34 protein-coding genes and 1 pseudogene are annotated in these 23,044 nt (G+C 42.2%); 1 reads left to right on the top strand and 34 read right to left on the bottom strand.

Translation table 11 applies throughout. The features are described 5' to 3' along the window. Positions 1-29: 29 nt before the first annotated feature. The 28 genes from AC1DE7_RS01515 to AC1DE7_RS01380 all read right to left on the bottom strand — a co-directional run bounded on the left by AC1DE7_RS01515 (position 30) and on the right by AC1DE7_RS01380 (position 17,492). Entirely contained in the window at positions 30-539 is a 510-nt protein-coding gene (locus AC1DE7_RS01515; RefSeq protein WP_036610394.1) for a hypothetical protein, read from the bottom strand. Between the two features lie 276 nt (positions 540-815). Further along, on the bottom strand, positions 816-1,163 hold the full coding sequence (locus tag AC1DE7_RS01510) for a hypothetical protein (RefSeq protein WP_127544694.1): 348 nt from the start codon (positions 1,161-1,163) through the stop codon (positions 816-818). Positions 1,164-1,168: 5 nt separating this feature from the next. Continuing rightward, positions 1,169-1,561 (bottom strand): hypothetical protein, encoded by a 393-nt coding sequence (locus AC1DE7_RS01505; protein WP_340983071.1) that lies wholly within the window; start codon positions 1,559-1,561, stop codon positions 1,169-1,171. Between the two features lie 77 nt (positions 1,562-1,638). After that, complete coding sequence (locus AC1DE7_RS01500) at positions 1,639-2,040, bottom strand: hypothetical protein (RefSeq protein ID WP_127544700.1); 402 nt, start codon at positions 2,038-2,040, stop codon at positions 1,639-1,641. Positions 2,041-2,055: 15 nt separating this feature from the next. Beyond that, complete coding sequence (locus tag AC1DE7_RS01495) at positions 2,056-2,466, bottom strand: hypothetical protein (RefSeq protein ID WP_477533594.1); 411 nt, start codon at positions 2,464-2,466, stop codon at positions 2,056-2,058. After that, positions 2,463-2,909 (bottom strand): LytTR family DNA-binding domain-containing protein, encoded by a 447-nt coding sequence (locus tag AC1DE7_RS01490; protein WP_047842163.1) that lies wholly within the window; start codon positions 2,907-2,909, stop codon positions 2,463-2,465. Before AC1DE7_RS01490 ends, AC1DE7_RS01495 begins: the two co-directional genes overlap by 4 nt. Positions 2,910-3,080: 171 nt before the next feature. Next, the gene (locus AC1DE7_RS01485) at positions 3,081-3,581 is read right to left on the bottom strand and encodes a hypothetical protein (RefSeq protein ID WP_076252611.1); all 501 of its coding nucleotides are present in this window, start codon (positions 3,579-3,581) and stop codon (positions 3,081-3,083) included. A 25-nt stretch (positions 3,582-3,606) separates the two neighbouring features. Further along, on the bottom strand, positions 3,607-4,110 hold the full coding sequence (locus AC1DE7_RS01480; RefSeq protein WP_076252614.1) for a DUF4188 domain-containing protein: 504 nt from the start codon (positions 4,108-4,110) through the stop codon (positions 3,607-3,609). A gap of 33 nt (positions 4,111-4,143) precedes the next feature. Further along, a complete protein-coding gene (locus AC1DE7_RS01475) occupies positions 4,144-4,596 on the bottom strand; it encodes a hypothetical protein (RefSeq protein ID WP_340983072.1) in 453 nt (150 codons plus the stop codon). 129 nt (positions 4,597-4,725) lie between these two features. Continuing rightward, positions 4,726-5,382 (bottom strand): hypothetical protein, encoded by a 657-nt coding sequence (locus tag AC1DE7_RS01470; RefSeq protein ID WP_127544709.1) that lies wholly within the window; start codon positions 5,380-5,382, stop codon positions 4,726-4,728. Positions 5,383-5,432: 50 nt separating this feature from the next. After that, positions 5,433-5,813 carry a hypothetical protein gene (locus tag AC1DE7_RS01465; RefSeq protein WP_315372473.1) on the bottom strand — a complete coding sequence of 127 codons (381 nt, stop codon included), beginning with the start codon at positions 5,811-5,813 and terminating at the stop codon, positions 5,433-5,435. A gap of 41 nt (positions 5,814-5,854) precedes the next feature. Next, a complete protein-coding gene (locus tag AC1DE7_RS01460) occupies positions 5,855-6,319 on the bottom strand; it encodes an NUDIX domain-containing protein (protein ID WP_315372474.1) in 465 nt (154 codons plus the stop codon). Positions 6,320-6,389: 70 nt separating this feature from the next. Beyond that, complete coding sequence (locus AC1DE7_RS01455) at positions 6,390-6,872, bottom strand: hypothetical protein (protein WP_340983074.1); 483 nt, start codon at positions 6,870-6,872, stop codon at positions 6,390-6,392. Between the two features lie 147 nt (positions 6,873-7,019). After that, a complete protein-coding gene (locus AC1DE7_RS01450) occupies positions 7,020-7,430 on the bottom strand; it encodes a hypothetical protein (RefSeq protein ID WP_253506746.1) in 411 nt (136 codons plus the stop codon). Between the two features lie 41 nt (positions 7,431-7,471). Beyond that, positions 7,472-7,945 (bottom strand): hypothetical protein, encoded by a 474-nt coding sequence (locus tag AC1DE7_RS01445; protein WP_127544720.1) that lies wholly within the window; start codon positions 7,943-7,945, stop codon positions 7,472-7,474. Positions 7,946-7,979: 34 nt separating this feature from the next. Then, positions 7,980-8,492 carry a GNAT family N-acetyltransferase gene (locus AC1DE7_RS01440; protein ID WP_235431534.1) on the bottom strand — a complete coding sequence of 171 codons (513 nt, stop codon included), beginning with the start codon at positions 8,490-8,492 and terminating at the stop codon, positions 7,980-7,982. A gap of 183 nt (positions 8,493-8,675) precedes the next feature. Beyond that, positions 8,676-8,912, bottom strand: a complete 237-nt coding sequence (locus tag AC1DE7_RS01435; protein ID WP_282318875.1) for a hypothetical protein — start codon at positions 8,910-8,912, stop codon at positions 8,676-8,678. 32 nt (positions 8,913-8,944) lie between these two features. Further along, positions 8,945-9,433: a cysteine hydrolase family protein gene (locus AC1DE7_RS01430; RefSeq protein ID WP_282318876.1), complete on the bottom strand. Its 489-nt coding sequence runs from the start codon at positions 9,431-9,433 to the stop codon at positions 8,945-8,947. Positions 9,434-9,500: 67 nt separating this feature from the next. Continuing rightward, positions 9,501-10,211, bottom strand: coding sequence for an AAA family ATPase (locus AC1DE7_RS01425; RefSeq protein WP_036669450.1), 711 nt, complete (start codon positions 10,209-10,211; stop codon positions 9,501-9,503). Positions 10,212-10,301: 90 nt separating this feature from the next. Beyond that, entirely contained in the window at positions 10,302-10,628 is a 327-nt protein-coding gene (locus AC1DE7_RS01420; protein WP_340983075.1) for a DUF962 domain-containing protein, read from the bottom strand. A 127-nt stretch (positions 10,629-10,755) separates the two neighbouring features. Then, positions 10,756-11,769, bottom strand: coding sequence for a bifunctional glycosyltransferase family 2/GtrA family protein (locus tag AC1DE7_RS01415; RefSeq protein WP_340983076.1), 1,014 nt, complete (start codon positions 11,767-11,769; stop codon positions 10,756-10,758). Next, positions 11,766-12,779 carry a phosphodiester glycosidase family protein gene (locus tag AC1DE7_RS01410; RefSeq protein ID WP_477533593.1) on the bottom strand — a complete coding sequence of 338 codons (1,014 nt, stop codon included), beginning with the start codon at positions 12,777-12,779 and terminating at the stop codon, positions 11,766-11,768. Before AC1DE7_RS01410 ends, AC1DE7_RS01415 begins: the two co-directional genes overlap by 4 nt. 295 nt (positions 12,780-13,074) lie before the next feature. Beyond that, positions 13,075-14,031: a radical SAM protein gene (locus AC1DE7_RS01405; protein WP_340983078.1), complete on the bottom strand. Its 957-nt coding sequence runs from the start codon at positions 14,029-14,031 to the stop codon at positions 13,075-13,077. Positions 14,032-14,370: 339 nt separating this feature from the next. After that, positions 14,371-14,940: a GNAT family N-acetyltransferase gene (locus AC1DE7_RS01400; RefSeq protein WP_315371939.1), complete on the bottom strand. Its 570-nt coding sequence runs from the start codon at positions 14,938-14,940 to the stop codon at positions 14,371-14,373. A gap of 81 nt (positions 14,941-15,021) precedes the next feature. Next, positions 15,022-15,678 (bottom strand): pyridoxine/pyridoxamine 5'-phosphate oxidase, encoded by a 657-nt coding sequence (locus tag AC1DE7_RS01395; RefSeq protein WP_340983079.1) that lies wholly within the window; start codon positions 15,676-15,678, stop codon positions 15,022-15,024. Positions 15,679-15,807: 129 nt separating this feature from the next. Next, positions 15,808-16,329: a hypothetical protein gene (locus tag AC1DE7_RS01390; protein WP_127544748.1), complete on the bottom strand. Its 522-nt coding sequence runs from the start codon at positions 16,327-16,329 to the stop codon at positions 15,808-15,810. 80 nt (positions 16,330-16,409) lie between these two features. Then, positions 16,410-16,916 carry a DUF2569 domain-containing protein gene (locus AC1DE7_RS01385; protein WP_036610454.1) on the bottom strand — a complete coding sequence of 169 codons (507 nt, stop codon included), beginning with the start codon at positions 16,914-16,916 and terminating at the stop codon, positions 16,410-16,412. Between the two features lie 282 nt (positions 16,917-17,198). Next, the gene (locus AC1DE7_RS01380) at positions 17,199-17,492 is read right to left on the bottom strand and encodes an RNA polymerase alpha subunit C-terminal domain-containing protein (protein ID WP_340983080.1); all 294 of its coding nucleotides are present in this window, start codon (positions 17,490-17,492) and stop codon (positions 17,199-17,201) included. 77 nt (positions 17,493-17,569) lie between these two features. Between AC1DE7_RS01380 and AC1DE7_RS01375 the strand changes: the two genes are divergently transcribed. Next, complete coding sequence (locus AC1DE7_RS01375; RefSeq protein ID WP_340983081.1) at positions 17,570-18,391, top strand: DUF2785 domain-containing protein; 822 nt, start codon at positions 17,570-17,572, stop codon at positions 18,389-18,391. A gap of 152 nt (positions 18,392-18,543) precedes the next feature. Here the strand turns inward: AC1DE7_RS01375 and AC1DE7_RS01370 are convergent. The 6 genes and pseudogenes from AC1DE7_RS01370 to AC1DE7_RS01345 form a co-directional block, all read right to left on the bottom strand. After that, positions 18,544-18,775, bottom strand: a pseudogene (locus AC1DE7_RS01370) (helix-hairpin-helix domain-containing protein); the annotation flags it as partial. Positions 18,776-18,782: 7 nt separating this feature from the next. Further along, positions 18,783-19,790, bottom strand: coding sequence for a phosphotransferase (locus AC1DE7_RS01365; protein WP_340983082.1), 1,008 nt, complete (start codon positions 19,788-19,790; stop codon positions 18,783-18,785). Between the two features lie 42 nt (positions 19,791-19,832). Continuing rightward, on the bottom strand, positions 19,833-20,426 hold the full coding sequence (locus tag AC1DE7_RS01360; RefSeq protein ID WP_340983083.1) for a DUF4304 domain-containing protein: 594 nt from the start codon (positions 20,424-20,426) through the stop codon (positions 19,833-19,835). 86 nt (positions 20,427-20,512) lie between these two features. Beyond that, positions 20,513-21,049 carry an NUDIX hydrolase gene (locus AC1DE7_RS01355; RefSeq protein WP_127544766.1) on the bottom strand — a complete coding sequence of 179 codons (537 nt, stop codon included), beginning with the start codon at positions 21,047-21,049 and terminating at the stop codon, positions 20,513-20,515. A 162-nt stretch (positions 21,050-21,211) separates the two neighbouring features. Then, complete coding sequence (locus tag AC1DE7_RS01350) at positions 21,212-21,889, bottom strand: ABC transporter ATP-binding protein (protein WP_315372201.1); 678 nt, start codon at positions 21,887-21,889, stop codon at positions 21,212-21,214. Continuing rightward, positions 21,886-23,016 carry an ABC transporter permease gene (locus tag AC1DE7_RS01345; protein ID WP_405158829.1) on the bottom strand — a complete coding sequence of 377 codons (1,131 nt, stop codon included), beginning with the start codon at positions 23,014-23,016 and terminating at the stop codon, positions 21,886-21,888. The genes AC1DE7_RS01350 and AC1DE7_RS01345 overlap by 4 nt, the downstream gene beginning before the upstream one ends. Positions 23,017-23,044 lie beyond the last annotated feature (28 nt).

The raw sequence follows: 23,044 nt of genomic DNA, 5'->3' as shown, positions 1-23,044 counted from the left end.
TCCATGATCAAGACAGTGTTCTACTGTGCTTAATCAATGTCTGCAAAAATCCATTGCGCGTTATCGCCATCTTCTTTCTTTTTCCAAAACACCATCGTATTGCTATACTCTTCGTCGTTCTCATTTAACTCATTAACTATCACCACTGCCTGATAGAGTTTCCTTTGCTCCTGTATAGTGATATCGCTCATGGAAGTAACCTTTAGAACTTTGTATCTTCCCATACCTGATATAGGAGATTCAGGATCAATCAAACTCATATATGCTATTTCATCCTTTTCGTATAAATAACGTATACGGGCATTCATAAGTTTGACGATTTCCAATTTGTCACCGGTATAGTTTGTTTCATCGAGATACTCTGGTGGGATGTCTTCCTTCTCATGGGATGTCGATATTTCTTCATCCTGTTGTGTCTCTTTTGCTGTGACACTTTGAGCCAAGGAATCTATTGATTGTTGTGCATCTTCAGTGTTTTCCTGGTTCTGACAGGCCACCAGAAGTAGTAATAATAATGAAACTACGTTTAACTTTTTCATAGTCAGCCCTCCATTCAATCATGGATAATACTCCCCTCGTAAAGACCTTAAATGCCTTTAATTTAAAATAGAGACTTCCTATGTATGTAAAATTTTCTCTCAAGGTACATCATAACCCATAATGTGGAATTTGCGAATAAACGAAGTTAACCATCTCTGTTTCTATCGCTTTATACGCAAAAAAACACGCTTCTCTGCACGAGTTACATCATGCAAAGCGCGTGGTTATCAGCAGAACTTTCACTCAACTTTTGTAACTGTCCACAATCAATCTACCTATCTATCAAATAACATATTCATTATACCGACCGCTTCAATCTGGATCTCTTTTTCTTCATTATCCGCAAAACGGTAACTGTATGTTGAAAAAATCCCTATATGCCCTATATGTCCGCCTTTATAGTGAAGCTTCTTTTCCTCACCGTCGATCGTCTGCGTAAACGTCCTGCCATCATTCACATCATACGAAGCATGGATGTCATGTTCACTTGCGAGCCACGCAACAAAATCTTCTTCGTTTGGATTGGTCATGACTAGAATAACGAGCAGAACAACAAGAACAACAATGCCCGTTCTTAGTCCTGCGCCCTTCTTGCCACCATGCTGTGTGTATTCACGCTCCATCCCGTTCACCCCGTTTCAATAACCGATATTTCTACGTTCTTTGCCAAAACCCAACCACTCAATCCATACGAGGATGAGATCACCATGTACTTGTATTTCTCCTCGATCAGGTGGATTTGCAATTCATCATAGGAATCATAACTGACAGGCCACCCTTGACCCATCCCCGATTCTAACAACTCTCGATTATAATGGATAAAATGCTCTATATCCCACTCATCCAGATCCAAAATAATGCTGCCATGCAGCGGTGTATCAAACATATGAGCCATAACACCAGAGAATAAAACATCCATATTTTTCGGCACATCATGACTTGAACGAGTACGCATCCTGATCCTTTTGTTCTCTAAATCAACTTCGTAGCTTAATATGATGTTGTCATGCAAACTTGGCATAGCCCCCCTCCTTCCAGTATGTCTGTTTGCTCGTTTATTCCATGCCTATGAATTACCTCATCCCGTATGTTCATATATTAAACACCATAATATTGTTTATAGTTTGAGACCCATTCCGCGTTGGAGAAATCAACAAAGTCATACGGCTCGCACTGTTTAAGGTAAAGCAACTCCTTGTGCGCCTGTTCCCCGTCCATATTATTTTCCAGGTAAAACAATGTCTCCTCATACCCTGCACCACATAATAATTGCACATCAATATAACTGCCCGTATCCTGATTCTTTCGTTTGGCTTGCCAGATCAGCCTGGTGTCCTCCACATTTCCAATACAGAATAACATGATGCACAACAGTCTCAGAACCTCGTTATCCTCTGACTTCCGGTTCTCAATCTCTTGCTGAAGCAGCTGTCGGATGGCCTCCCGGTTTACCTCATCAGGTTCCAATCCGTACAACTGCAACAGTTCTTCCTCGTTCATACGTGTACTCCCTACCTACTTGAGAATGTTATTTAACTCTTCCGCTTTTTTCCTGCTATCTATTCTAGCATAAAAATAAAAAGCGATGACGTGTAGCACGATAGATAATAACCACATGCCGGGGAACCAGGGAGCGATGAATTGGAACATGTCTACCGAGAATAACCATATCATCGCCATACCTCCTGCAATATTGAATGTGGAAGAAATGACGATATTCCATACCGGTTTTAACGTAAAATAGTTCCACAGTATGTTATACATCATTCCAAACAACAAAGCTGCAATAAAAGCAATACCCGCTATGTTCCTTAAATAGGACATCTGAATGGGCAGATCACCAAAGAATATTGTAGCCAAGAGTGTGATCCATAGCATCATTATAGTGAATACTTGAAAAAAAGAATTTCTAAGTTGAGTAATCATGATAATTTCCCCCTAAAGTTTTTAATATAAAATCGGCTTACGAAGTAACTGGAGCTATCGCTCAGGTCTACCTTAATTCGAGCTTGGTCTGTTGCAGAGAATGCGGTGATGTACCGCGTATTGATGATCGTTTGATTATTTATTTTTACAAAATGAAGGTCATCCAGATCCTCTTCTACAAATTTCAGACGTTTATGAAGCAAGTACCTCTCACCTGAGATCACCCGGACACAGCACATCCGATCCTCTGATTCAAAGGCAACCACCGAGCTCAACTGGATCTGTATATTGCGATTATTCTTGGCATGGATGACCGTTAATTGAGTTTCCGATTCACAGATTGCCTTCTGAATACGGTCCCACTTCGACTTCTCCGCAGGATGGGTTATGACCTTGGCTAACCTTTTTTCAACTGTCGTGTCCTCTTCAAAAATGACTTTCATGTGTTTGCCCCTCCTCTCACAACTCATATTACAAGCATAGTTACGGCAATCCCACTGTATTGCGTTTTGTTGCATGATTTTGCAAGTTTGTTGCATCGGTACTGCATAAATACTAAAAAGAACCACTCCATGGGAGCAGTTCTTTTAATATAAGGAGGTGCTACGTTAACCTTACTCAATCTCCAGATACATATCCCGATTTTGCAGGATCATCTCATTCATATGTGTAATAGCTGCTTGCGCCACGGTCTGATAGGTGTCATATAACACCTCTGTTCTCTGAAGCAAGATTGGGTCCTTATCCAGATCTGTTGCCAGCACCTCAAGCCACTCTTCACCCACTTTATTTTTGTCCGTAATGAGACTTTCAATCTGTTCAAGTACATTAACCATCTCATCTAAATGAAAAAAGTGCATCCCATTTTTTATTCCATTCCAGCTTTTGATCTCAATGATGTTATATGCCGAAAACCAATAAAATTCTGCCAGACTTTTCGTGTGATTGTGATAGGAATAGAACAGAAATAAAGCTTGTTGCCCTTCGTGTAACATTCGGTATATCTCTGTTTTGGCTGCCATATCTCTGCCCCGTACCGAAACAAGCATTGGTTCAATACACAGCCAGCTAAGTTGCTTTGAATATATATCTTCTGGTCGAAGTTTAGCCTTCATAACATGCCCCTTTCTTTTTACCTATTTAAGGATTCTCTGGTACTTCCACGGCCGGGTCATTCTCTCCGCCCATTCTGCGTCTGGATGTCTCCATTTTCCCTGTCGAAGGCACATGGTCAGAAGCTTTAGCTAATCCGAATTTGGGCATGTTGGCGTATATGGTCTCGAAGGAACCCGACTGAGCCTTGTATGTTTCATGATATATCCCTACTGTTCCGTCAGTACCAATGGATCGGTTGAATTTTTTCCAAGCTTCCAAATGTAATCCGCCTCGTGCGTATTTCTCCAATTCATCGTAAGAGCGCCAGTATTGTAGTAGCGTCACCCCACGCCAACTTATAAAATACTCTGTACTCAGAAATCCAGTCTCCGGATTCATATACAGTTCTTTAATCATCGGTCCCATGGACTTAAAGACAGGCAACCATTTGTGTATAGCCCACAGACGATTGATCCTCATTCCGATAATAAAAACAACAAATTCTCCCTCAATCTGAGCGGAGTATCTTCCCTTATGTATGTTCACCATGTCACCCCTCCTTCTCGTCAAACACATTCGATTTCATCGGATCTGGACGACCCTGCCTATCCGCTCATAGGCATTCAGGGGAAATTCAAAACTCCACCGTTTGTGATATTCCTCCGGTCCCATTTCCTTCATTCTGCTTAATTCTCTGTAAAATAGCTTAGTCAACTTGACCAAGGATAACTCCTCAGACATAAGCAATCGCCCCTCTGTAACGGCTTCCGTGCTAAAGTTATCACTCATCTCATACACCATGAATTGAACGATTACCTGCGAACGTTTCTTGATCCAGAAGCGATATTCTCCAGGTTCGGTCTGCATGGTCATGGTTACCTCCGTGGCTCCTTTGTGCAATGCAACGAACTGACGTGTTATCTCATCCACCGCATCCGACAAAAAAGAAACCGGAATCTCAATCTGTTCTCCCTGTTCGGGTTGAACCAGGATATCCAGCCATCCGTGCGGTTCAAGCGTCATAACGATGTCCATAGTCATCCTCCTTTATGTGATTTCATGATGCAAGATTAACTGGAGATCATGTCTTTCAGATATAACCGCTGTGCCGAAATATTTCCTTCATTTACAGCTAAAATAATCTCATTAATCTCCGAATGCAACTCACAAACGCATTTGTGCAGTGCCTTCATTGCTGCGTAAATCTTCATACACATTCCAACTTGTATACAATTCTTTTAGCGCTAACGCCGTTTTATGTATGAACTCTTCCATAGCTTCCATGGATAACATATTTAAATCACCCAAAGGTTCGTTGTCAGGGTTAACTAAAAACTCAAGTTTCTCTTCTCTATACTGGTACACCTCAGATTCCAGCAATCCGCCTAAATCAAATGCTCTTCCCACATTCAGCTCATTTAACCAATCATTGGCCCTGTTCCAATTCCGTAAAATCATAAACTCCAGCTTTGTGACATCCTGTGTATACACACTTCTTCCGTTGGGATGGACTTCATATGCAGGATAGATATCGAATGTCCACGCGCGATCCGTATAGATATGGGCGATGTAACCGCACAGATATTGCAGGAATTTGGGATCACTATAAGCTAATTTCTTGTTGGATTCAAAAAATCCTTTAAGTTCTTCGTCTGTTGCGAATCTTCCTGCCTCTGGCATGAGGTGGGTTTTCGCCTTTTCTGTACGAAGATTAGTTCTTACATGGATCGAATCAGGAGCAAGGCTCCCCAATAACAATTCAGGGAATGGTTCGGATATCAACTCGGATGCAATTGCAAAATGTACCATCGGCCAAGGCAATGTAAAAACTCCTTTCTTTATTAAAAGGCTCAACTATGATGTTGTATGACTTACAAAGCTAAGTGCTCACTCTCTTGCACATGTATCAATTCAATATCCTCACAATAAAATCCTAATATTCCGTCCTCATAGTCTTCAACGTAATATTTCATCGGATGATATCCGTGGTCTTTCAGATCTTTAATATTAAACCCACTTATCTGAACTAGAACACCATGAGGCTTATAATGAAAACTTTCAATATTAGTGAATCTAAAAAGTAATTCATATGTAACATTTAATAATTTTATTAAAAATGTAATATCTGCAATCGAAATATTTTCATAATATTTGTCTTGTTTTATATACAGATTCAACCCAGCAACCCACTCCAAATTTTGAACAGAAAATGCTGGAATAAAAGGTTGAATTATTGCCATGTTTTTCACCATAATCTAACCTCTATTCATTTTGGGCTATTATATTTACGCAATCACTGGCGTAGCAATTTAGACTCTCCTTGCTTCAAATCTACAAATATAGGCTTCTGCACATTGTTAATTGTGGAAATATCAATCTCATCCAGACTTTTAAAAACAAGCTGTAATGACTCCTTCTGTTCATCTTCAAATAAAAGAGTTAATTGATCATCACAGAGTTTTCCTTCCAACTCCGCAATAACGTCAAATAAAAACATTACAAATACTACTTCATTTCCATCCGGATACGTATAGTGCATCCTCTCGCCCGTATAGATGGAGGCCAATTCATAAGAACTCACCTCAAGCCCTGTTTCCTCTTTCACTTCTCTAATCATGGTTTCTTCGATTCGTTCACCTGGTTCCATACCACCACCGGGTAATCCCCAATCTCCATAATCTGATCTCTTTTGCAGCAGAACCCTCCCCATATAATCTCGAATAATAGCTCCACCCGTAACTACAATACGACTAGTCATTACTCTTGCTCCTCTCTGTTGGGTTGCTTTCAACAGCTTACGATTTTAATCAGGAACCTTTTCTATTGATTCATATTCCAAAATGCACAATGCATTTCCCATTTTTCTCAGCATACTTTGCCATGTTCGCAAGCTTATGTAATTCGTTGATTAATTCAACTCTGTTGTACACGAGTTTCTCGTAGTAGCCCTTCCGTTCTTCTCCATCAAAACAGTAACTCCCTGTCAGAACAATCGGATCCGCCGCATGGCTGAATAGATCAATCCAGGCCTGAATCAGTTGATGAAACTTCAACAAAACATCCTGCTCTTTAATCACGGTTATTCCATAGTTGTTCAGTCCACTACATCTCATACACGTAGATGGATTCCATGTATCCAACCAGCAAAGGGAATCATAGATGTACGCAATGAATTCGTCTTCCAGGGTCGCATGATTCTCTGGCGTTAACCCACTTTTATGTATCAAGTCCTGAGAGTCCCAAGAGTAGGAAGTATGGATATACTCGTTTACTTCCGCTTTGTTTTCAATAACAAAATGATGCTTCGGCATGCTTATGCCCCCCTCAAACACTTCACTCCCATAGACTCCTCTTAATTCATCATAACCCATGTATTGGAAAATGGAAATTGAAAAAGATCCTATCTATCTCCCAACTCAGGAGAAGCACATAGGACCTTGAGAAAAAATTCATTACATTTAGAAAATCCTTCTTTTACTCAGAAACTCTGTTCCTTCTTCACGATACATCTCTATAAATTCATTGGTCACATGATCATGCCTCAGTGCTCCCATATAATCTGTTCCAGGTTTGTTCGATCTATAATCTGAATCAATCGTGTAGATATTGAAGTGCACCTCATCTTCATCCTCTGACACATCTGTTTTATCAAAAAGTGAAATCACTTCATCTTTACCAAGAAACCTAAATGGAGAATCCTGACGCTCTATAATATAAAAAGGATATGTGATTTTCTCTACCTGAACGAATTCCTGGTATTCCTTAAGTTCATCAGGTATGAGATCCATGTACAGTCTAGCTACTTCTTCTGCCTGAAATACACCTGAGACCCACTTCGAACTCCCTTTGGTTGCTACGATAATGAACATACTAATCACCTTCTAATTTAAATATTCCTATGATATACGGTTTACTGTTTGTCTAAATATTGTGTAAATACCTTTAATACGTATTCATTATCTGCATCATTCTCATTAGTATCTGTATCTTGGGTTATCTCAACATAAACATTCGACTTCAAAAAAAGATCTATAATTTCATCAGGCTCACTCACATTCTGAATTTTGCATCTGAAAGGTAGCTCCTTATTGCTATCCGAGATTAGATTAAATCTTAATTGACTCGCCATAAAATCAAACCATAGATAAAATATCAATCCGCTCTGCTTATTCGAATGATTAATCTGATTCTGACGGTTGGCTATGACGTTCATAATAAAAGCACTAAAATCACTCAAGTTCACTTCATTAGACATTTCTTCTGAAATTGAAATACACCACATATTCGTTTCTATTTCTTTCTGAAGTTCTGAATCAGAAGAACCTATATAGATCACATCATGAATAATTTCTTCGAGGTCCTTGAAATATTGCTCTTTAGACATTTAACCTACTTGCTCCCTTCATACTTCTATACCGTCATCCACGTACAAAAGTCTGAGACAAAATCCGGTGGCTACCAGCGATGTTGTCAATCTCAATGTTATATTCAGACTCAGTGTATTCAATCTGATGTTGCTCATAATATTTTTTCCAGAACGAAACTGCTGCCGCATTATTAGCAAGCTGTTCCACTTTAAATGTACCCTCAAATTGAGCAAAAACCAAGTCAATCGCTTGTGCTGCCAGCCCCTGTCCGCGATATTTTTTGACCAAGAACAGCTCTTGCACGGTATAATCCACACCTTCCGGCACATATGGAGGTGAGCAGACCAGTACGAATCCAATAACCTTTCCTTCATACTGAATCAAAAACGGATGTAATTCATCGCGTTCCAGATATAGATAGGTGTTCGTTGGATCATATTTCCCCTCTTCAAGTAGATCCTCGCCAGAAAATTCGGACAGATCATATAAGTACAAGTTGTACAGGTTGAGGAACAATTCCTTTTGTTCTGCCAAAATACTCGTAATTTGCACATTCATCTTCATTGCACATCTCCCTTAGTTAATGAGTTGGTTAGTGGTCCATACATGACATTACCGATGTCCACAACGAGTTTGCTGTGCCCTGTTCTCAATATATCCTTTCAACCACAGCAGATATAGGCAAAGTTTGGTTTAAACCATGGAGTAACCTACTTTCACAGTGGACATGAACAAAAAAAAGACTCCCTAAAGAGTCCGATTATTGGTCTTGTCTTTATTTTTCACCAAATATCCACTGGCAAGCGCTGCGGGAGCGATAAAAGGTAAGAACGTCAACCAATCCATGAAAAGAAGTATAGGAACGAAAATAAATATTACACTGAAATACATCATGACTGGAGATTTTTTCTTCAACCCCTGAACACCGAAAACAACTCCTGCCAATGAGATCAATAGGACAAAAGCAACGTTAAGCACGTTCATAACCATCACCTCCACTGGCATGTAGCCAACACTTATTGAATCAGATAATCAACCACAGGATATGAGATCACATTGCGATCTCTGTACGTTGAAGCCACCGCTTCGGGATGTGTGCTAAGAATTCCATTTTGCAACATCACCGGACGGAAACCTCGCTCCATCGCTCCGTTGTAGGTGAATAGAACACATTCCTCTGCGGCAAAACCGGCGATGATCACCAATTCAACTCCATGACTCTTCAACACCTGCTCCAAATCGGTCTGCCAGAAGGCATTGGAGGCTTCCTTGGTAACGGTGAGATCCTTCTCATTCACATCCACCTCGGGTATGATGCGATACTCATCTGACACTGCCTCCTCCATGCCCTCCACATCCTGCACGTAAACGACCGTATGATCATTCGAGCGCAGCACATTAGCCACATGGTTAATGTACTCACAGGCATGGTCTATCGAAGTCTGGTCCATCTTTTTACGCACAATACTCTCCTGCATATCAACAATCAGCAAACCTACTTTCATCCAATCTCTCCTCATAAATAAATTTCATGTCGCATGGTTGAGTGACTTCCCTTGTTAAACTGAGAACTTAATCTTTAAATAATTCATTCAGCATCCGGTCGCGATTCTCCAGAAAGCTGCGAGTAATCTGATAGTGATCTGTCTCCTCATAGGCTATCTCTTGAATATGGCTATCGTCAAAACTTAAAATCTCTGCCCCCGGATATCCCAGCAAAATGGGTGAATGCGTCGCAATAATGAATTGTGAAGTGCCTGACAGATCATGAAGGATACGCAATAAGGAGAGCTGCCTAGCTGGAGACAAAGCGGCTTCGGGCTCGTCAAGCAGATAGATGCCTTTGGAACTGAAGCGATTGACGAACAGACTGAGAAAAGACTCCCCATGTGATTGTTCATGTAATGAACGCCCGCCATAATATTGAAGCGACGCCGGCATCTCATCGACATGTGATGCGAATTGATAGAACGATTCAGAGCGCATGAAGAAGCCATTCGTTATTTTGGGTAACCATGCCAGCCTGAGATAATTCCCGAGCGAGGATTCTGAAGCATGTGTCTCATAGGTATTATTCCTGCCGCCCCCTGCGGTATTGAATCCACATTGATGAGCGATGCCTTCGAGCAGCGTAGATTTCCCTGAACCATTTTCACCTACAAAAAAAGTAACGTTATTCGTGAGCTCCAATCGTTCCAAGGACCGGATCGCGGGGATGTCAAAAGGATATTGGTTCCGATTCTCGATCTTGGCCGACAGGAGTTCCACACTTCGAAGATACATAATCATCCTCCCACATTTATTTTATATAAGTTCAACAAAAGAACATTTACACTCGAACTTCGCACACTTATCTTCAAATTAAAATTAAGTTTACTCTGATTGGTCCAGCCATGGACGAATGATGTCCTTGCGGGTTATGATCTCCATCGTTTTCATGAAAAACCAGGTAAACCCCGCATAAAAACCGATAGGAGGATAACGAAAAGCTGCGGGTTTATTGCCTTCATAATAGAAGTGCCCCATCCAGGATAAAACGTAATGGGTTACAGCGAGTAGGAGCGTGACTTTGATATCAATAAACAAAAAATTCCATGCCACAAACGCCGACAAAAACGCGAAGTAATGCAAAATGCGGTTTTTCCGATCCTGATGCTCCTGAAGGTAATAACGCAAGTCCTTGCGCACACGATTCAACATCAGTCCACATCCATTTCACCTAAAATAAGGCTCCTTATATCCCACTCCATCGTAACCTATTTCGGGGTACATATGAAACCGTTCCAACCAAAAAAGAGCAAGCCATAGGCTTACTCTCTCTTCAGAGTTAATAGACAAATCTGCGCTGTGCCCAATAGCTGAACAGGAAGATGGATACCTCGGTCAGCAGCTTAGCTGTGAGCAGCGGGATAATTAGTTTTTCATTATAAAAATACAATAAACCGTAGTTTAATAACAGCACCAGTAGGACAAGTGAGAAATATTTGGGCAAAGACTGCCGAACCTTAGAGGTTCGTCCAGCGGAAAATACGTACTTCCGATTAATCGTATAGTTGAAGATGGAGCTGCACAGTCTTGCTGCGACAACCGACAGAAACAGATTATGCGTCAAATACTGGATGACGAACAGTAATCCAAAATCAATCAGTGCCGATAGCACCGAAGATGTGCTGAACATCAGGATTGGCATATAGATCCGGAACGAATCAACCAACGGGCGGAAATGGGAGGACTCATTGTGATCCAGATACACCGTATCAATAAACTCCTCCGTAATCTCATACCCTTCCTTGTGTGCCGTTAATAACATGTTCATCTCATATTCAAACCGATCCCCAGGAATCTGGTTCAGCCAATCCAGCATGGAGTAAGGAAAACCACGTAGACCCGTCTGTGTATCATATACCTGGGTACCTGTTGTGAGGGAAAAGACCGCCCTTGTGACTGTATTGCCAAACCGGCTACGTGCTGGAATTTTACCACTGAAGCGACGGCTGCCGAGTACAATTCCTGGTGTCGTCTGTGCGAGTAGCACTTCGAAGATACGCTTAATATCATGCGGTAGATGCTGTCCGTCACTATCTGCACACACCACACCGCCCTGTGGTCCAAACTCCTTAATATACTGAAAGCCCGTCTTCAACGCCCTGCCCTTACCTAGATTGACGGGATGTGTCAGGACCGTACAGCCATAGGCTTCTGCCGTTTCAAAAATCCCACGGTAACCGGGGCCGCTGCCATCATCCACAATCACAATAGGGCCAAGTTTAAATGTTTGCAGTTGCAGAACGAGATTCAGTAAACGAACATCGGGTTCATATGATGGAATTAATATCGTCATGATCCTTGTCCCTCCGTCAGATAAAGAATGTCACTTACGCCACGTTCCTGGTTACGCCCCAGCGGGTTATTGACAACTCTGCCCATAAAATACATCGTGGATGAACCGCCGCCGTCTAGATTGTAAGCCCCGGTTGCTCCGAGGCCTTTCATGACATCCGCCAGTTCTGCCAGAGTCATGCCACGGCTGTTGTCCTGCCGTCCGTCCACCACCACAAAGACATAATGATTCGGAGCAATCATGCCGATCGCTGTTCTTGGATTTGCGTCTTGAATGGAACGATTACCGAAGTTATTATCGATTTTCACACTGCTAAAATCACTGACAATCTCGCCATCCTGAATCAGAATGGGCCCAAAGGATAGTGTATCGGTTGCACCTTCGGCCAGCAGTTCCGAGGAAGAAATCTCGTTCTCGTTATATGTTTTCATCGTACCATCGTTGAACAGGGCAAGTGCATCCCGCGTGGGGCTGTCCCGATACAACGTTCCATTTCGGATAATGACACCATCATCACGGAATCCGTAGTAGTCACCATTAATGGCAAAGATCGCATTGTTGGCTGCGGCAATCTCTGACGTATTCTCGGTGATGTTCGTTCCAAAACTGTTGTCCGCTAGCGCAGTTCGCAGGCTGCTTGCATCCGTTAGCTGAACATCGGCGACATAATACGTAATCTGATCCGAGCCAGAGCCGGTCTGTACCTTTTCAATATTGACTTTCATATCATCACTCGAATAATTCCAATCATCTGACGTTGCACTCACTTCAGTTGCGGTGGTCGAAGTACTGCTGGAATCATTGTTGGTGCCCGTTGCTACCGTTGCCGTGTTCTCATCCGCTACAACCACCTGTACATGCCGGATCAGGTAACGGTCAGCCAGACTATACAGGATTCCACCTACCGCAAGCACGATGACAAGTGTGATGATGAGCCATCTGCGCTTTCTTGGAGAGATCGGTCGTTTATGTGGTTCTTTCCGGGTTGGTTTCTCATCAATCTTCATCATGTGAAGCTCACCTCTTCATCTAAGTTCTTAAAGCCATATTAGGCCAGGTAGCTTAAATGAATCTGAAACCATATCAATTGAACTAAAGATTATTTACACTAGCCACTCCGATGACAGAACAACCCTCCAATCGCTGTTATTGTGTAACTGAATAGTTCAATAAAAAAAGGTGATCCGTTTTCCCATTGAGGAAACCAGATCACCTTGATTTCAGTCTATATAACCCTAAATGTCACTGTTATCGTGTACATATTCGTTCAACATTCATATCACATATCTTCATCAGGTCTTCCTGTTATGCGTCTGCAAAAAGAGCATCGTACGCGGGACAAGGCCGCTTTTCCAAAAACTCCGTTAACGCCGGCGGCTGCTGGGTATAGATATCCTTCAACGACGTTCCATTGTAGATGTTGCCAATCACCACAGGATGGCATAACTCACAGATGATAATATCCCCGTTGCCGTGCAGGTGCAACTGTTTCGTGCCATCCACACAATTAGAGAAATACACACCAGGTTGTTCGCGCAAATTCAACTGTTCAGCGAACCGATCCATACAGGTGAAATAGAGCGTTGTATCTGGCTTTTTATGTTTAATTAATTCCGTAACAGATCGAACAAGGGACTCTTTGGATACAATCTGGGTCCAGTCGGTATGCGGCATCTTAATACTGTTCTGGATCTCATGGATGCGCACACCCAGATCATACACCTTATCGCTAATGGCCTGCATGTTCGCTTGATTACCTTCAAATAGTAACGTTTCCAGCACCGTCTCCAGACCGGCTTCCGTGCACAGACGGATATTCTGCTCCAACCTTTCATACATGCGAGGATGCACGCGGTAGTACGTAGCATACGACTCCGCATCCGTATAATTGAACGAGATATGAATGTTGGACAAGCCTGCATCACGCAACGCGATGATTCGTTCTTCAGTCAGCAGACTGGCATTACTGTTCAATTGTGTATCGATGCCATGTGCCGTACAGTACGTCACAATCTCCAGGCAATCCTGGTATTTCAGAGTAACTTCTCCCCCTGACAATCGCACTCTCTTGAGACGAGGAAGCTCACTAATAATACGGATGACTTCCTGACTATTGATACACGCTCCATCATCCCGATTGTAGGCGCAGCAGTAGTCACATTTATAATTGCAGTTCGATGTCACTCCCACTTCAAGCCCTTCTAGCTCATATACGCCGGGGGTTTCCAGTTCGAGTGATTTATATCTGTTTTTGGTCGTCAATTCGTTGTACCTCCTGGTTCCTTCATTCAATCCATGTTTTAATAACTTGAAGATTATAGCGGAAAGCATCAGGTTCAAGATATGACATTATGTACGTTGCTTGCTGAAAACAAAAATAAAACCCATATCCTCAACGATCAGGAATGGGCCAAAGCTAGGCATATAATTATTGAATTAGACAATATAAAATACGATACCTTGACCTTTTGATGTAGCAATTCAAGCTATTTCTTACTTCTGCTTTTATTGTGTATCACTGATAAATTTAGGATTATAGGAAAATCTATGGCTCGCCAGCATGATAAATGACACACGACTTTTCAATAACACGTTCTTTATTTAACACGAGTAGAAGTCTTCTTTTACGATAGCATACATCTTCAGATCTTGAAGCTCATTTTTTACCTTCATGTATTTCCTCAGCACACCTTCGAATTGCATGCCTGCCTTCTCCATGACCTTGGCAGAACCTGTGTTTTCCACTAAACATCTGGCCTGGATTCGCTCGAGCCCCACTTCATCAAATCCAAATTGGATGATTCGTTTCACTACCTCGGTCATGTAGCCCTGATTCCAAAATTGATTAGATAACACATATCCCAGTTCAACTCTCCTGTTATCGCTGTCACACCCTAGATAGTTACAACTACCAATCAGCCTCTTAGTGTGTTTATCTTCAATCCCCCATGGGCCTATTAGATCCGTTTCATAGCGACTCATGACAAAATCTAAAAAAGCTTTAGTGTCTTCTTTGCTCTGATGCGCGTCCCAGGTCGTGAACTCCGATACAGCAGGTACAACGCAGTAACTGTACATATCCTCCAGATCATCATAGGTAAGAGGTCGGAGTAACGTCCGTTCGGTTTCCAACATGGGAAATGGTTCGAAGAAACTTTCAATCGTTTTCATAGATTTATCCTCCCTCAGATTGTTAGGAAAAAGAAACACACAGCAGCTCGCTTCATATTGCCTGACTCATCTGTTGTACAATCAAGGCCACAATCTGAGTGACTTCCACTGCCCATCTTGCATCACATATTGGACTCGTACATGCTTGCGTTCCGAATCTCCCTGCCAAAACTCCACCTCTTGTGCATTCACGGCATATAAACGCCAATGAGGTGTAACAACACTGGGGTCACGTCTTATCTTTTCCTTCTGAGCTTCAATGGAACTATCCAGCACTTCCTCGCTATCCAAAACCTCACTCTGATGTCCTGTCATAGCAACTGCTCTTGCTCCAGCTGAACGTTTGCGGAAATCATCAGCACCCGCTTCATCTCCCCGATCCTCCGCAATTCCCCTTATCCGAATCTGTCTTCCAAGGGAAGGCCAGTAGAATGTCAGAGCGACATGAGGATTCTCCTTCAACTGCTGCCCTTTTCGGCTCTCCGAACTGGAGGCAAAATAAAACGTTTCGTCGATTACGTTCTTCAAAATCAACACCCGCGCATCAGGATAACCGTCTTGATCCACGGTGGATATTGTCATAGCATGAGGTTCTTTCACTTCGTTCTCAACCGCCAATCTCAACCACTCCAAAAATAACTTCCCCGGCCGATCCGGTAACTGCCCCATATCCCACGTTGGAAATGGGCCGGATAAAGATTTTAAACGTTGCAACAGTTCGATTGGTTTATCGCTCATGTCATCGCCTCCATCTTCTCTTTAGTATATTCGTTTATTTTTATCCTTCACTCTCCGCTTCCCATGTAAGCAGATCTTTGTCTTCTTCAAAATAAATACTCAAGAGCATCCGTGGTTCACCCATTCCATCTACATATAACTGCACCAGATCACTTTATCCTCATTTTTTCCAAGCTCAGTTACTTTCTTAAAATCCATAATAAGTTCTGCTTCCTTTATTCCAACGTACTCTCCAATATCTGGATTATAATACTGAATGATTTCTACCTGATACGTTCCGTTTTGTAACTCAATTCTATATCTGGCGCAATTATCGTCTGGTACGATACAATCTTCAAATTGAGCTGCCATGGTCAGACAGGTGTAGTCCACCAGATATAACTGATTATCAGTAACCTGGATGTATCCTTTAGCTCTTCTATAGCAGCTTTCAACGTCTATATTATTTTCAAAAGTAAACTCCGTTGTCCATGAATGCTCAACACCTTCATTAGTCATTTGGAGAACTAATATGTTTCCAATCTGCATCTCCTGAACAAAATGGTTTAACAGCATATCCAGCTCCCAGTCTTCACTTACGTACGTCTTGTATTGATCCGCGTTGACTAATGCAATAAAATTGGTGTCTCCGTATTCCATCCTAAACCCCATGTGTCATCTCCTTAATATGTATCAAATAAACCCGACCTCAGATAGCTTCTATCCAAGATCGGGTATTTCCTGCTTACCATTTATCTTACAAATGTATTATGAACTCGCTCGGATTTGATAAAATAAGGAATCCAAATGGCACAAGTGATGACAGATTTAGCAATTTCTCTGATCGAGCTTCCATCTTCCAATTCTTTTGCTAACGGAATCTGGAGCAATAATAGGTAATCAATAATACCTACAATCAGACTGAGACCATAGAAGATTATCATCAGACGGGGTAATATTGCTTTCTTGCTATAAAACACAAAAATTGTATATACACTGAATAATAAAAACAGCGTATTGTACACCATCTCAAAAATAAGTACTGGACCCCATAATGGGTGATAATAGTCTGATTGTTTGGAAGTTAGCATTTCCCAAGTCTCAGTTGTGAATGTGGGTATTATCTGCTGAAATAATTGCACTGCAAGTAGAATTACCGTAACAAATAATCCAATCTGGATGAGAATCAGCCAACCACCCAATCCCGACACACCTAGTGGACGGTAGTCTGTTTTTTGCTCTTCAATATGTGGTTCCACCTCGTAACACTTCCTTATGCAGTTTTGTTTTTCTGAGATGAGTCTTCCTCGTAATAGTAATAATGCCAATCGAATCTACGGGTGCTTCTATCCCTTTACTTCACGTGCGTTGTATGTATTTTCACACTCTCCTTATAGCGATCTCTCCGTCCTCCTCTCATATAGAATTTTACACAACTTCCTTATTGTACTACGAGTGTCAAGGCACAGGTTACTAGTTTTATCAGGTAACGATGAAGGAGATTACTTCCGTTGTGGATTAAATGACAGGAGTGAAGAGGGTCATTTCTTAAATGACAATCCCTCTTCTTCCAATGCGTTTCGCAGTTTAGGCATGGCAGATGGCCCGATTCCGTGAAGTTTCAGGATCTCTTTCTCAGTGTACTCCGCAAGTTGCAGTAGTGTTGTGATGCCTTCATTCTCCAAGGCCCGTCTGGCGGGAGCTGACAATAAGGCTAGAAATCCCTCTGTCGGTTTACGTTCAGCTTCGCACGTCGGACAGGTTGGGCAATCACTTTTTTTATAATACAAATGTCCTTGTTCGCATGTTCTGAGTGTTCCTTTATCGTTTGCCATGTGGGCATCACTCCTTATAAATTGTATAATATAACCAAGGCAACCTGAATGATAGTTTACTCATAGGAGTGTGTAGAATGGAATTAAAAGACAAGTTGTTATTAATAAAAGAGAATGACTACCAAGCACCTTCAGATATATTTCCATTAGTACAAGAAATGATACATAACATCGGTTCTTTGGATGCCCAGCTACGTGATGAATTAATTTACACAACCTTATCGAATTGGATTCCTGCTCATGCTCTGACTGTGTACGAACTAGAGCAAATCTTACCCGTAGTCTTGGATGAAAACCATTTGCATTTTAGACTTGGAGACACGAATTCAGACGCTGTATTCACTCGATCTTTCTCTATGTTGGTTATATCACTCTTTTTATCCAGACATAGAGAATCACCATTTCTCTCAAAAGAACACATTCATCAGATCAAAGAGAACGTATTCTACAATGTACAAAAAGAGCGTGATTACCGTGGATATGACGAAGTAAAAGGCTGGGCTCATGCCATAGCACACGCAGCAGATGTTTTGGATGATTTAGCTCAATGTACCGAACTAGATGAGACGGATCTCTTAACTATCCTCGACCTAGTTTATCAAAAGATAACCGTTACAGACTGCGTATACTCCGATGGGGAAGATGAAAGAATGGTGAAATCCATCATTAGTGTCTTAAATAGAAAGATACTTAGTCAGACTTACATAAAGCAATGGATTGAACGTTTTGGTGATGTCGAGAAAGACCCAGAATTTCTTCCCTCGTTTAGGCAAAAAAATAATATAAAAAACTTTCTAAAAAGTCTATATTTCAGGATTAAATTTCACCAATTGGATGCTGATCTCGGTCCAACTATTGAGCACACATTATATAAAGTAGAACCCGTATATTACTCATGATTATCAGTCCTTCCAAATTAACACCTTTATCTCAGACATATTACTGGAAGGAACGGTAAACATGGGACGTTTGTGCTTAAAAAAAATGGAGAAACCCGGTAGATTGAGCAAGGGGTAGAAGATTGAATTGATAAATGAAGATGATCAGCCTTTCAAGCGGGCACGGCAGATGGCCCGATTCCATGCAACATCAGGATCTCTTTCTCCGTGTACTCCGCAAGTTGCAGTAGTGTCGTAATGCCTTCATTCTCCAAAGCACGTCTGGCGGGCTGACAGAAAGGCTAGAAATCCCTCTGTTGGCTTACGTTCAGCTTCGCACATTGGACAGGTTGGACAATCACTTTTTTTATAATATGAATGTCCTTGTTCGCATGTTTTGAGTGTTCCTTATTTAAGTATTCAACCAGATCTTAAAATCTGAAATCATATTTTCGTATTGTTTTAAAGCATCTAAAGTCCAAATGACTTGTGATGTTCCTACTAACTGTTCATCTACGTCCGTACATTCAATCCACAGTGACCGTTTTAGACTATATTCGAGCCAATCCAACTTTCCAGCAAAACCATTATCCAGAACCACTTCCCAATTGGCTGTTAGACTACCCACTCTCTTCTCATATCCAGCTATAAAAGCCAAGAACTTCCCCTTGTTTAAACTTCCAGAGCTATCTACTGACCAATACACAGCTGTTTCTACCAGATCATGCATTGGATTAATATAACCTGCCGATTCCCAATCTATAATAATAGGTATGTCTTCTCTCCACATCACATTCTTAGGCTCCAGATCTCTGTGACTAATAACATTATCGGATGCTAGAATTGAAGATGAATTCTTAGCCTTCATGCTCCACTCATACAGCTTATCCATATTGGAATCCAAAATCTCAATCCATTCCGAATTCTCATTTTTTCCTTTGTTCAGATAAAACATCCAATCTATTTTTTTAGAATTAGTCACCTGTGAACTATCCAATTCTAGTTGTCTAAAATCCGTTTTGTGGATATCTGCAAGGATCGTTCCCATCAGAAAACTGTTATTGATAGTAACTTCATCTTGTTCCAAACGTTGACCCTCAATCCAATCAAATATTAGATAGAATTGATTATCAATGTTATGCATATAAGCACCCTTTAACCTTTTTGCAGGTTGAGCATGGATATGTTCAGCTACCACGCTTGCTATTTTTTCTGAATCAATATAATTTTGCACAGCAGTAGGTCTTATCATGATCTGGGGATTCAATGCCTTAACTGCATAATTAGCTTGCGTCGTTTCAATGGCGTACATTCGATGAAGAAGTCCACCTGAAATCGGCTTGGGCGAACTAATCAAATCACCAAGCTGTAATTCATTACACAGTTTCTCAAAATTTAAATTATATTGAGTATCGTTCATATGTTATCCCCTTTCATTTTGGCTATTTGTCTGGAGCAAAGTTTACAATCCATACTCGGCAAAAACGGCTGCATATTTCTTTTCTAATATCGTCCAGCGCTTTTCGGCTCCGTATTTGGCGTGCAGTTGCTGTAAATAATGCTTGGCTTCTTCCGTATCGCCGGCTTTTAGCAGGAAGCGGAAGGTTACTTCGCTTAAATGTAGCGCTGTCTTATCCATATAATAATGGACTATATCTCTGGCCCCTGTCAGCGAGTGTAGGAATGAAATGCCCTCTTCCAAATGTGACACCAGTTCTTTCGATAAAGCGTCTGGATCGATATCAGGCGTTAAGGTATAGTGGGCCGGAGCGGCAGGGGCTATTTCTCTGATTCGGCAGGTAAAATGAGATGTGAACTCCAATATGTCTCCATTCAATCCAACGGAATGCAACTCCGCAAGTTCGGTGGAATGAACACCACAATTAACATAAAACTGGACTTGACGAATGGTGTTATACTTTGCTCTTTGAATGTTGAACTTGTATGCGAGATTTCCATCCGCTTTGTAGAAATTCAGATTTTTCTTGGAATAGCCGTGTTTGGCAAATACGGGTTTGACTTCTGTATTGATGATCTTCTTAAAAAGTTCCTGCATTAGATATCACTCCCAAGGCAAAGTTTATTTAATACGTTGTTACCTTTTTTTGTTCAAAATCATGCTTGTTCTAATTTATAAAAATACTATTTAGCTTCTTCTCGTAGCATATGAGCCAGTTTGTACATTTCTGCAATGTCATGCCTGTTCTGTTCCTGGAATCTTCGGATCGCCTCATCAATCTCTGCTACTTCAACTGCAACCACCTGCTCGCCATCTTCCGGATTCAGCGGATCACCGACAAGTTCAACATCTCCATATCCAATGATTCGTACAAAATGGGGATGCGGGATATGCGGTCGATACGGTTCCAAAGCACTGGATGTGCAATAGAATTGACCAAAGATCTGATAGGACCGCATTTCTGCCCCAAGTTCCTCCATCAGTTCACGCTTCAGTCCATCCATATAATGCTCACCTGCTTCAAGCGTCCCCCCAGGCAGCTCCCAAGCTCCATTATCCAGTTGGAAGACAACACATTGATCCCCGACAAACGGAATGATGCTAATATTACTCACCAGCTTTTCATCCACGATGTCGTTCAATCTAAACTCCGCCTCAATAATTCCCCAATGAATCGACGTACTCAGCGCCGGAAATAGTTCCGCACTCAAGCTACTCATCCGCACCCGATCCTCTCTATCTAATTCCTCTATTCTTCCAATTATAGTCGAAAACACAGAAAGAAGGCCACCTTCCCACCGGGGATACGTGACCCTCTTCTTATACTCTCTGCCCTTAAGCCTTGGATCAGTATTCTCTCCAGACTCTCAGACCATCTCCTTCTAATGCTGCACAAGTTTCCCATTTTCCAAAAAAAGAACCCGGCTACAGAGCGGCAAAATCCGCTCATCATGCGTAACCATCACTGCACTCTTGCCCTGCTCTTTCACGAGCCGTGCAATCATGCCGACAATATCCAGCCCACGTTCCGCATCCAGACTGGCTGTCGGTTCATCTGCGAGCAGGACAGCCGGATCGTTCATCAATGCCCTTGCAATGGCGACCCGCTGACGTTCTCCGCCAGACAGCTTCTCTGCATATGCCTTCCGCCGATGGGTCAAGCCCACCGTGTCTAATAGCTCATGAACGCGCTTCTCCGCCTTGTTTTTTTCCGTTCCGGCGAGCTTTGCGACCACCATGAGTTGTTCTTCTACTTTCAGATACGGAATGAGGTTAGCACTTTGAAAAATAAAGCCGAGCTGCTGAAGCCGCATATCGGATATCTCCTGTTTGCCTTTACCCATAATCGAGGCCCCATCCAGTAGAACCTGCCCCTCCGTAGGTTCAAGAAGTGCGCCAGCAATGGACAGGAATGTACTTTTACCCGAGCCGGAAGGCCCCATTACGGCCACAAGTTCCCCTTCGGCAACCTCAAGGTCCAGTTTGTCCAGAATCGTGCGTTTGCTGCCGCCATCTTCAAAGGTCTGTGTAATTCCCTGTAATACCAATCGGTTTCTCATGCTGCTGTCCTCCCAATCGCATCAAGTGCATCAATTTTGGTAACCTTCCACACCGAGAATAACGAACCCGCCACAGACATGAGTATGAATAATACACAGGTCAGTGCGAGGGTGGACAAGCCTAATTGAAACGGCATCGATGCTGGTAGAATGGACTCGAACAGTCGAACCAACAGTACGCTAATGACCAGACTGCCAACCGACAGAACTAATACTTGTAACGAAACACTACCCGCCAGATAACCATTCCGTGTTCCGATGGCTTTTAATATCCCGAACTGACTCGTTTTCTGAATCGTGATGACATAGAAGAATACCGCAAGTACAAACGCCGAGATGACATATAGAAAAGCGATCATCATGAGCAACGATCCCTGCTCTTCCTTATATCCAGGAATGGCCGATACGGCATCCGACTTTGTGATGACTTCCATATTAGGCATTGCAGCACTCAGGCGGTCTACCTGATCGCCCCCATCCTTAATCGCAATAGCATTGTATATCGGAGCATTGGCATTGGTGTCTGCTGAACCTTGCGAAGTTCGTGAACCTCCTTGAAGCGTAAGCCATTCCTGTTCATTCAGGAACATCACTGGGGAGTGACTGAAGGACTCATTTTGTACAAATCCACCAACGGTCCACTCCGTTCCCGAAGCTTGATCGACCAGAACGGTACCAATCGTGACACCAGATTCAGACAACTTTTGGTCCACCACAACCTGCCCTTTTGTCTGATCCGTAATCGGAGACCCTTCAGTCACCGTTGGAGCAAGCCAGCCCTCCGGATTAACCATGAACAGCGTGACATCGATCTTTTTTGTGTCGCCGGTTGGACTGACGGTTGTCATTTTCACACCGAGTGGCTCAGCGTTCTCTTGCCCCACTACGGAGCGAGCTTGATTAAGTTGATCCTGATCCACTTGTGACCGGGTAAAGCGATGATTCGAATCCTGCTCCAGCACAAAGTGGGTTGCTGCCATATTTTTGACCGAAGCTGCGTTATCATACGCCAGCCCCTGTGCAAGACCTGTAACAAACAGTACCAGAAATGAAACCAGCACCATGATTGTAGCAATTAAGGCATAGCGCCCTTTGGCATACCTCATTTCCCGAATAGCCAAGTACATGTTCTGTGACCTCCCTCTTGATAATCCA

This window comes from Paenibacillus sp. 10L310, assembly GCF_056395745.1.
Note: the sequence above shows the minus strand (reverse complement) of the source record. Positions and strands in the feature narration are given on the sequence as shown.

Coding starts and splice junctions, on each gene's coding strand:
- AC1DE7_RS01515 (WP_036610394.1), bottom strand. CDS start 539: ATGAAAAAGTTAAACGTAGTTTCATTATTATTACTACTTCTGGTGGCC.
- AC1DE7_RS01510 (WP_127544694.1), bottom strand. CDS start 1,163: ATGGAGCGTGAATACACACAGCATGGTGGCAAGAAGGGCGCAGGACTA.
- AC1DE7_RS01505 (WP_340983071.1), bottom strand. CDS start 1,561: ATGCCAAGTTTGCATGACAACATCATATTAAGCTACGAAGTTGATTTA.
- AC1DE7_RS01500 (WP_127544700.1), bottom strand. CDS start 2,040: ATGAACGAGGAAGAACTGTTGCAGTTGTACGGATTGGAACCTGATGAG.
- AC1DE7_RS01495 (WP_477533594.1), bottom strand. CDS start 2,466: ATGATTACTCAACTTAGAAATTCTTTTTTTCAAGTATTCACTATAATG.
- AC1DE7_RS01490 (WP_047842163.1), bottom strand. CDS start 2,909: ATGAAAGTCATTTTTGAAGAGGACACGACAGTTGAAAAAAGGTTAGCC.
- AC1DE7_RS01485 (WP_076252611.1), bottom strand. CDS start 3,581: ATGAAGGCTAAACTTCGACCAGAAGATATATATTCAAAGCAACTTAGC.
- AC1DE7_RS01480 (WP_076252614.1), bottom strand. CDS start 4,110: ATGGTGAACATACATAAGGGAAGATACTCCGCTCAGATTGAGGGAGAA.
- AC1DE7_RS01475 (WP_340983072.1), bottom strand. CDS start 4,596: ATGGACATCGTTATGACGCTTGAACCGCACGGATGGCTGGATATCCTG.
- AC1DE7_RS01465 (WP_315372473.1), bottom strand. CDS start 5,813: ATGGTGAAAAACATGGCAATAATTCAACCTTTTATTCCAGCATTTTCT.
- AC1DE7_RS01460 (WP_315372474.1), bottom strand. CDS start 6,319: ATGACTAGTCGTATTGTAGTTACGGGTGGAGCTATTATTCGAGATTAT.
- AC1DE7_RS01455 (WP_340983074.1), bottom strand. CDS start 6,872: ATGCCGAAGCATCATTTTGTTATTGAAAACAAAGCGGAAGTAAACGAG.
- AC1DE7_RS01450 (WP_253506746.1), bottom strand. CDS start 7,430: ATGTTCATTATCGTAGCAACCAAAGGGAGTTCGAAGTGGGTCTCAGGT.
- AC1DE7_RS01445 (WP_127544720.1), bottom strand. CDS start 7,945: ATGTCTAAAGAGCAATATTTCAAGGACCTCGAAGAAATTATTCATGAT.
- AC1DE7_RS01440 (WP_235431534.1), bottom strand. CDS start 8,492: ATGAAGATGAATGTGCAAATTACGAGTATTTTGGCAGAACAAAAGGAA.
- AC1DE7_RS01435 (WP_282318875.1), bottom strand. CDS start 8,912: ATGAACGTGCTTAACGTTGCTTTTGTCCTATTGATCTCATTGGCAGGA.
- AC1DE7_RS01430 (WP_282318876.1), bottom strand. CDS start 9,433: ATGAAAGTAGGTTTGCTGATTGTTGATATGCAGGAGAGTATTGTGCGT.
- AC1DE7_RS01425 (WP_036669450.1), bottom strand. CDS start 10,211: ATGTATCTTCGAAGTGTGGAACTCCTGTCGGCCAAGATCGAGAATCGG.
- AC1DE7_RS01420 (WP_340983075.1), bottom strand. CDS start 10,628: ATGTTGAATCGTGTGCGCAAGGACTTGCGTTATTACCTTCAGGAGCAT.
- AC1DE7_RS01415 (WP_340983076.1), bottom strand. CDS start 11,769: ATGACGATATTAATTCCATCATATGAACCCGATGTTCGTTTACTGAAT.
- AC1DE7_RS01410 (WP_477533593.1), bottom strand. CDS start 12,779: ATGATGAAGATTGATGAGAAACCAACCCGGAAAGAACCACATAAACGA.
- AC1DE7_RS01400 (WP_315371939.1), bottom strand. CDS start 14,940: ATGAAAACGATTGAAAGTTTCTTCGAACCATTTCCCATGTTGGAAACC.
- AC1DE7_RS01395 (WP_340983079.1), bottom strand. CDS start 15,678: ATGAGCGATAAACCAATCGAACTGTTGCAACGTTTAAAATCTTTATCC.
- AC1DE7_RS01390 (WP_127544748.1), bottom strand. CDS start 16,329: ATGGGGTTTAGGATGGAATACGGAGACACCAATTTTATTGCATTAGTC.
- AC1DE7_RS01380 (WP_340983080.1), bottom strand. CDS start 17,492: ATGGCAAACGATAAAGGAACACTCAGAACATGCGAACAAGGACATTTG.
- AC1DE7_RS01375 (WP_340983081.1), top strand. CDS start 17,570: ATGGAATTAAAAGACAAGTTGTTATTAATAAAAGAGAATGACTACCAA.
- AC1DE7_RS01365 (WP_340983082.1), bottom strand. CDS start 19,790: ATGAACGATACTCAATATAATTTAAATTTTGAGAAACTGTGTAATGAA.
- AC1DE7_RS01360 (WP_340983083.1), bottom strand. CDS start 20,426: ATGCAGGAACTTTTTAAGAAGATCATCAATACAGAAGTCAAACCCGTA.
- AC1DE7_RS01355 (WP_127544766.1), bottom strand. CDS start 21,049: ATGAGTAGCTTGAGTGCGGAACTATTTCCGGCGCTGAGTACGTCGATT.
- AC1DE7_RS01350 (WP_315372201.1), bottom strand. CDS start 21,889: ATGAGAAACCGATTGGTATTACAGGGAATTACACAGACCTTTGAAGAT.
- AC1DE7_RS01345 (WP_405158829.1), bottom strand. CDS start 23,016: ATGTACTTGGCTATTCGGGAAATGAGGTATGCCAAAGGGCGCTATGCC.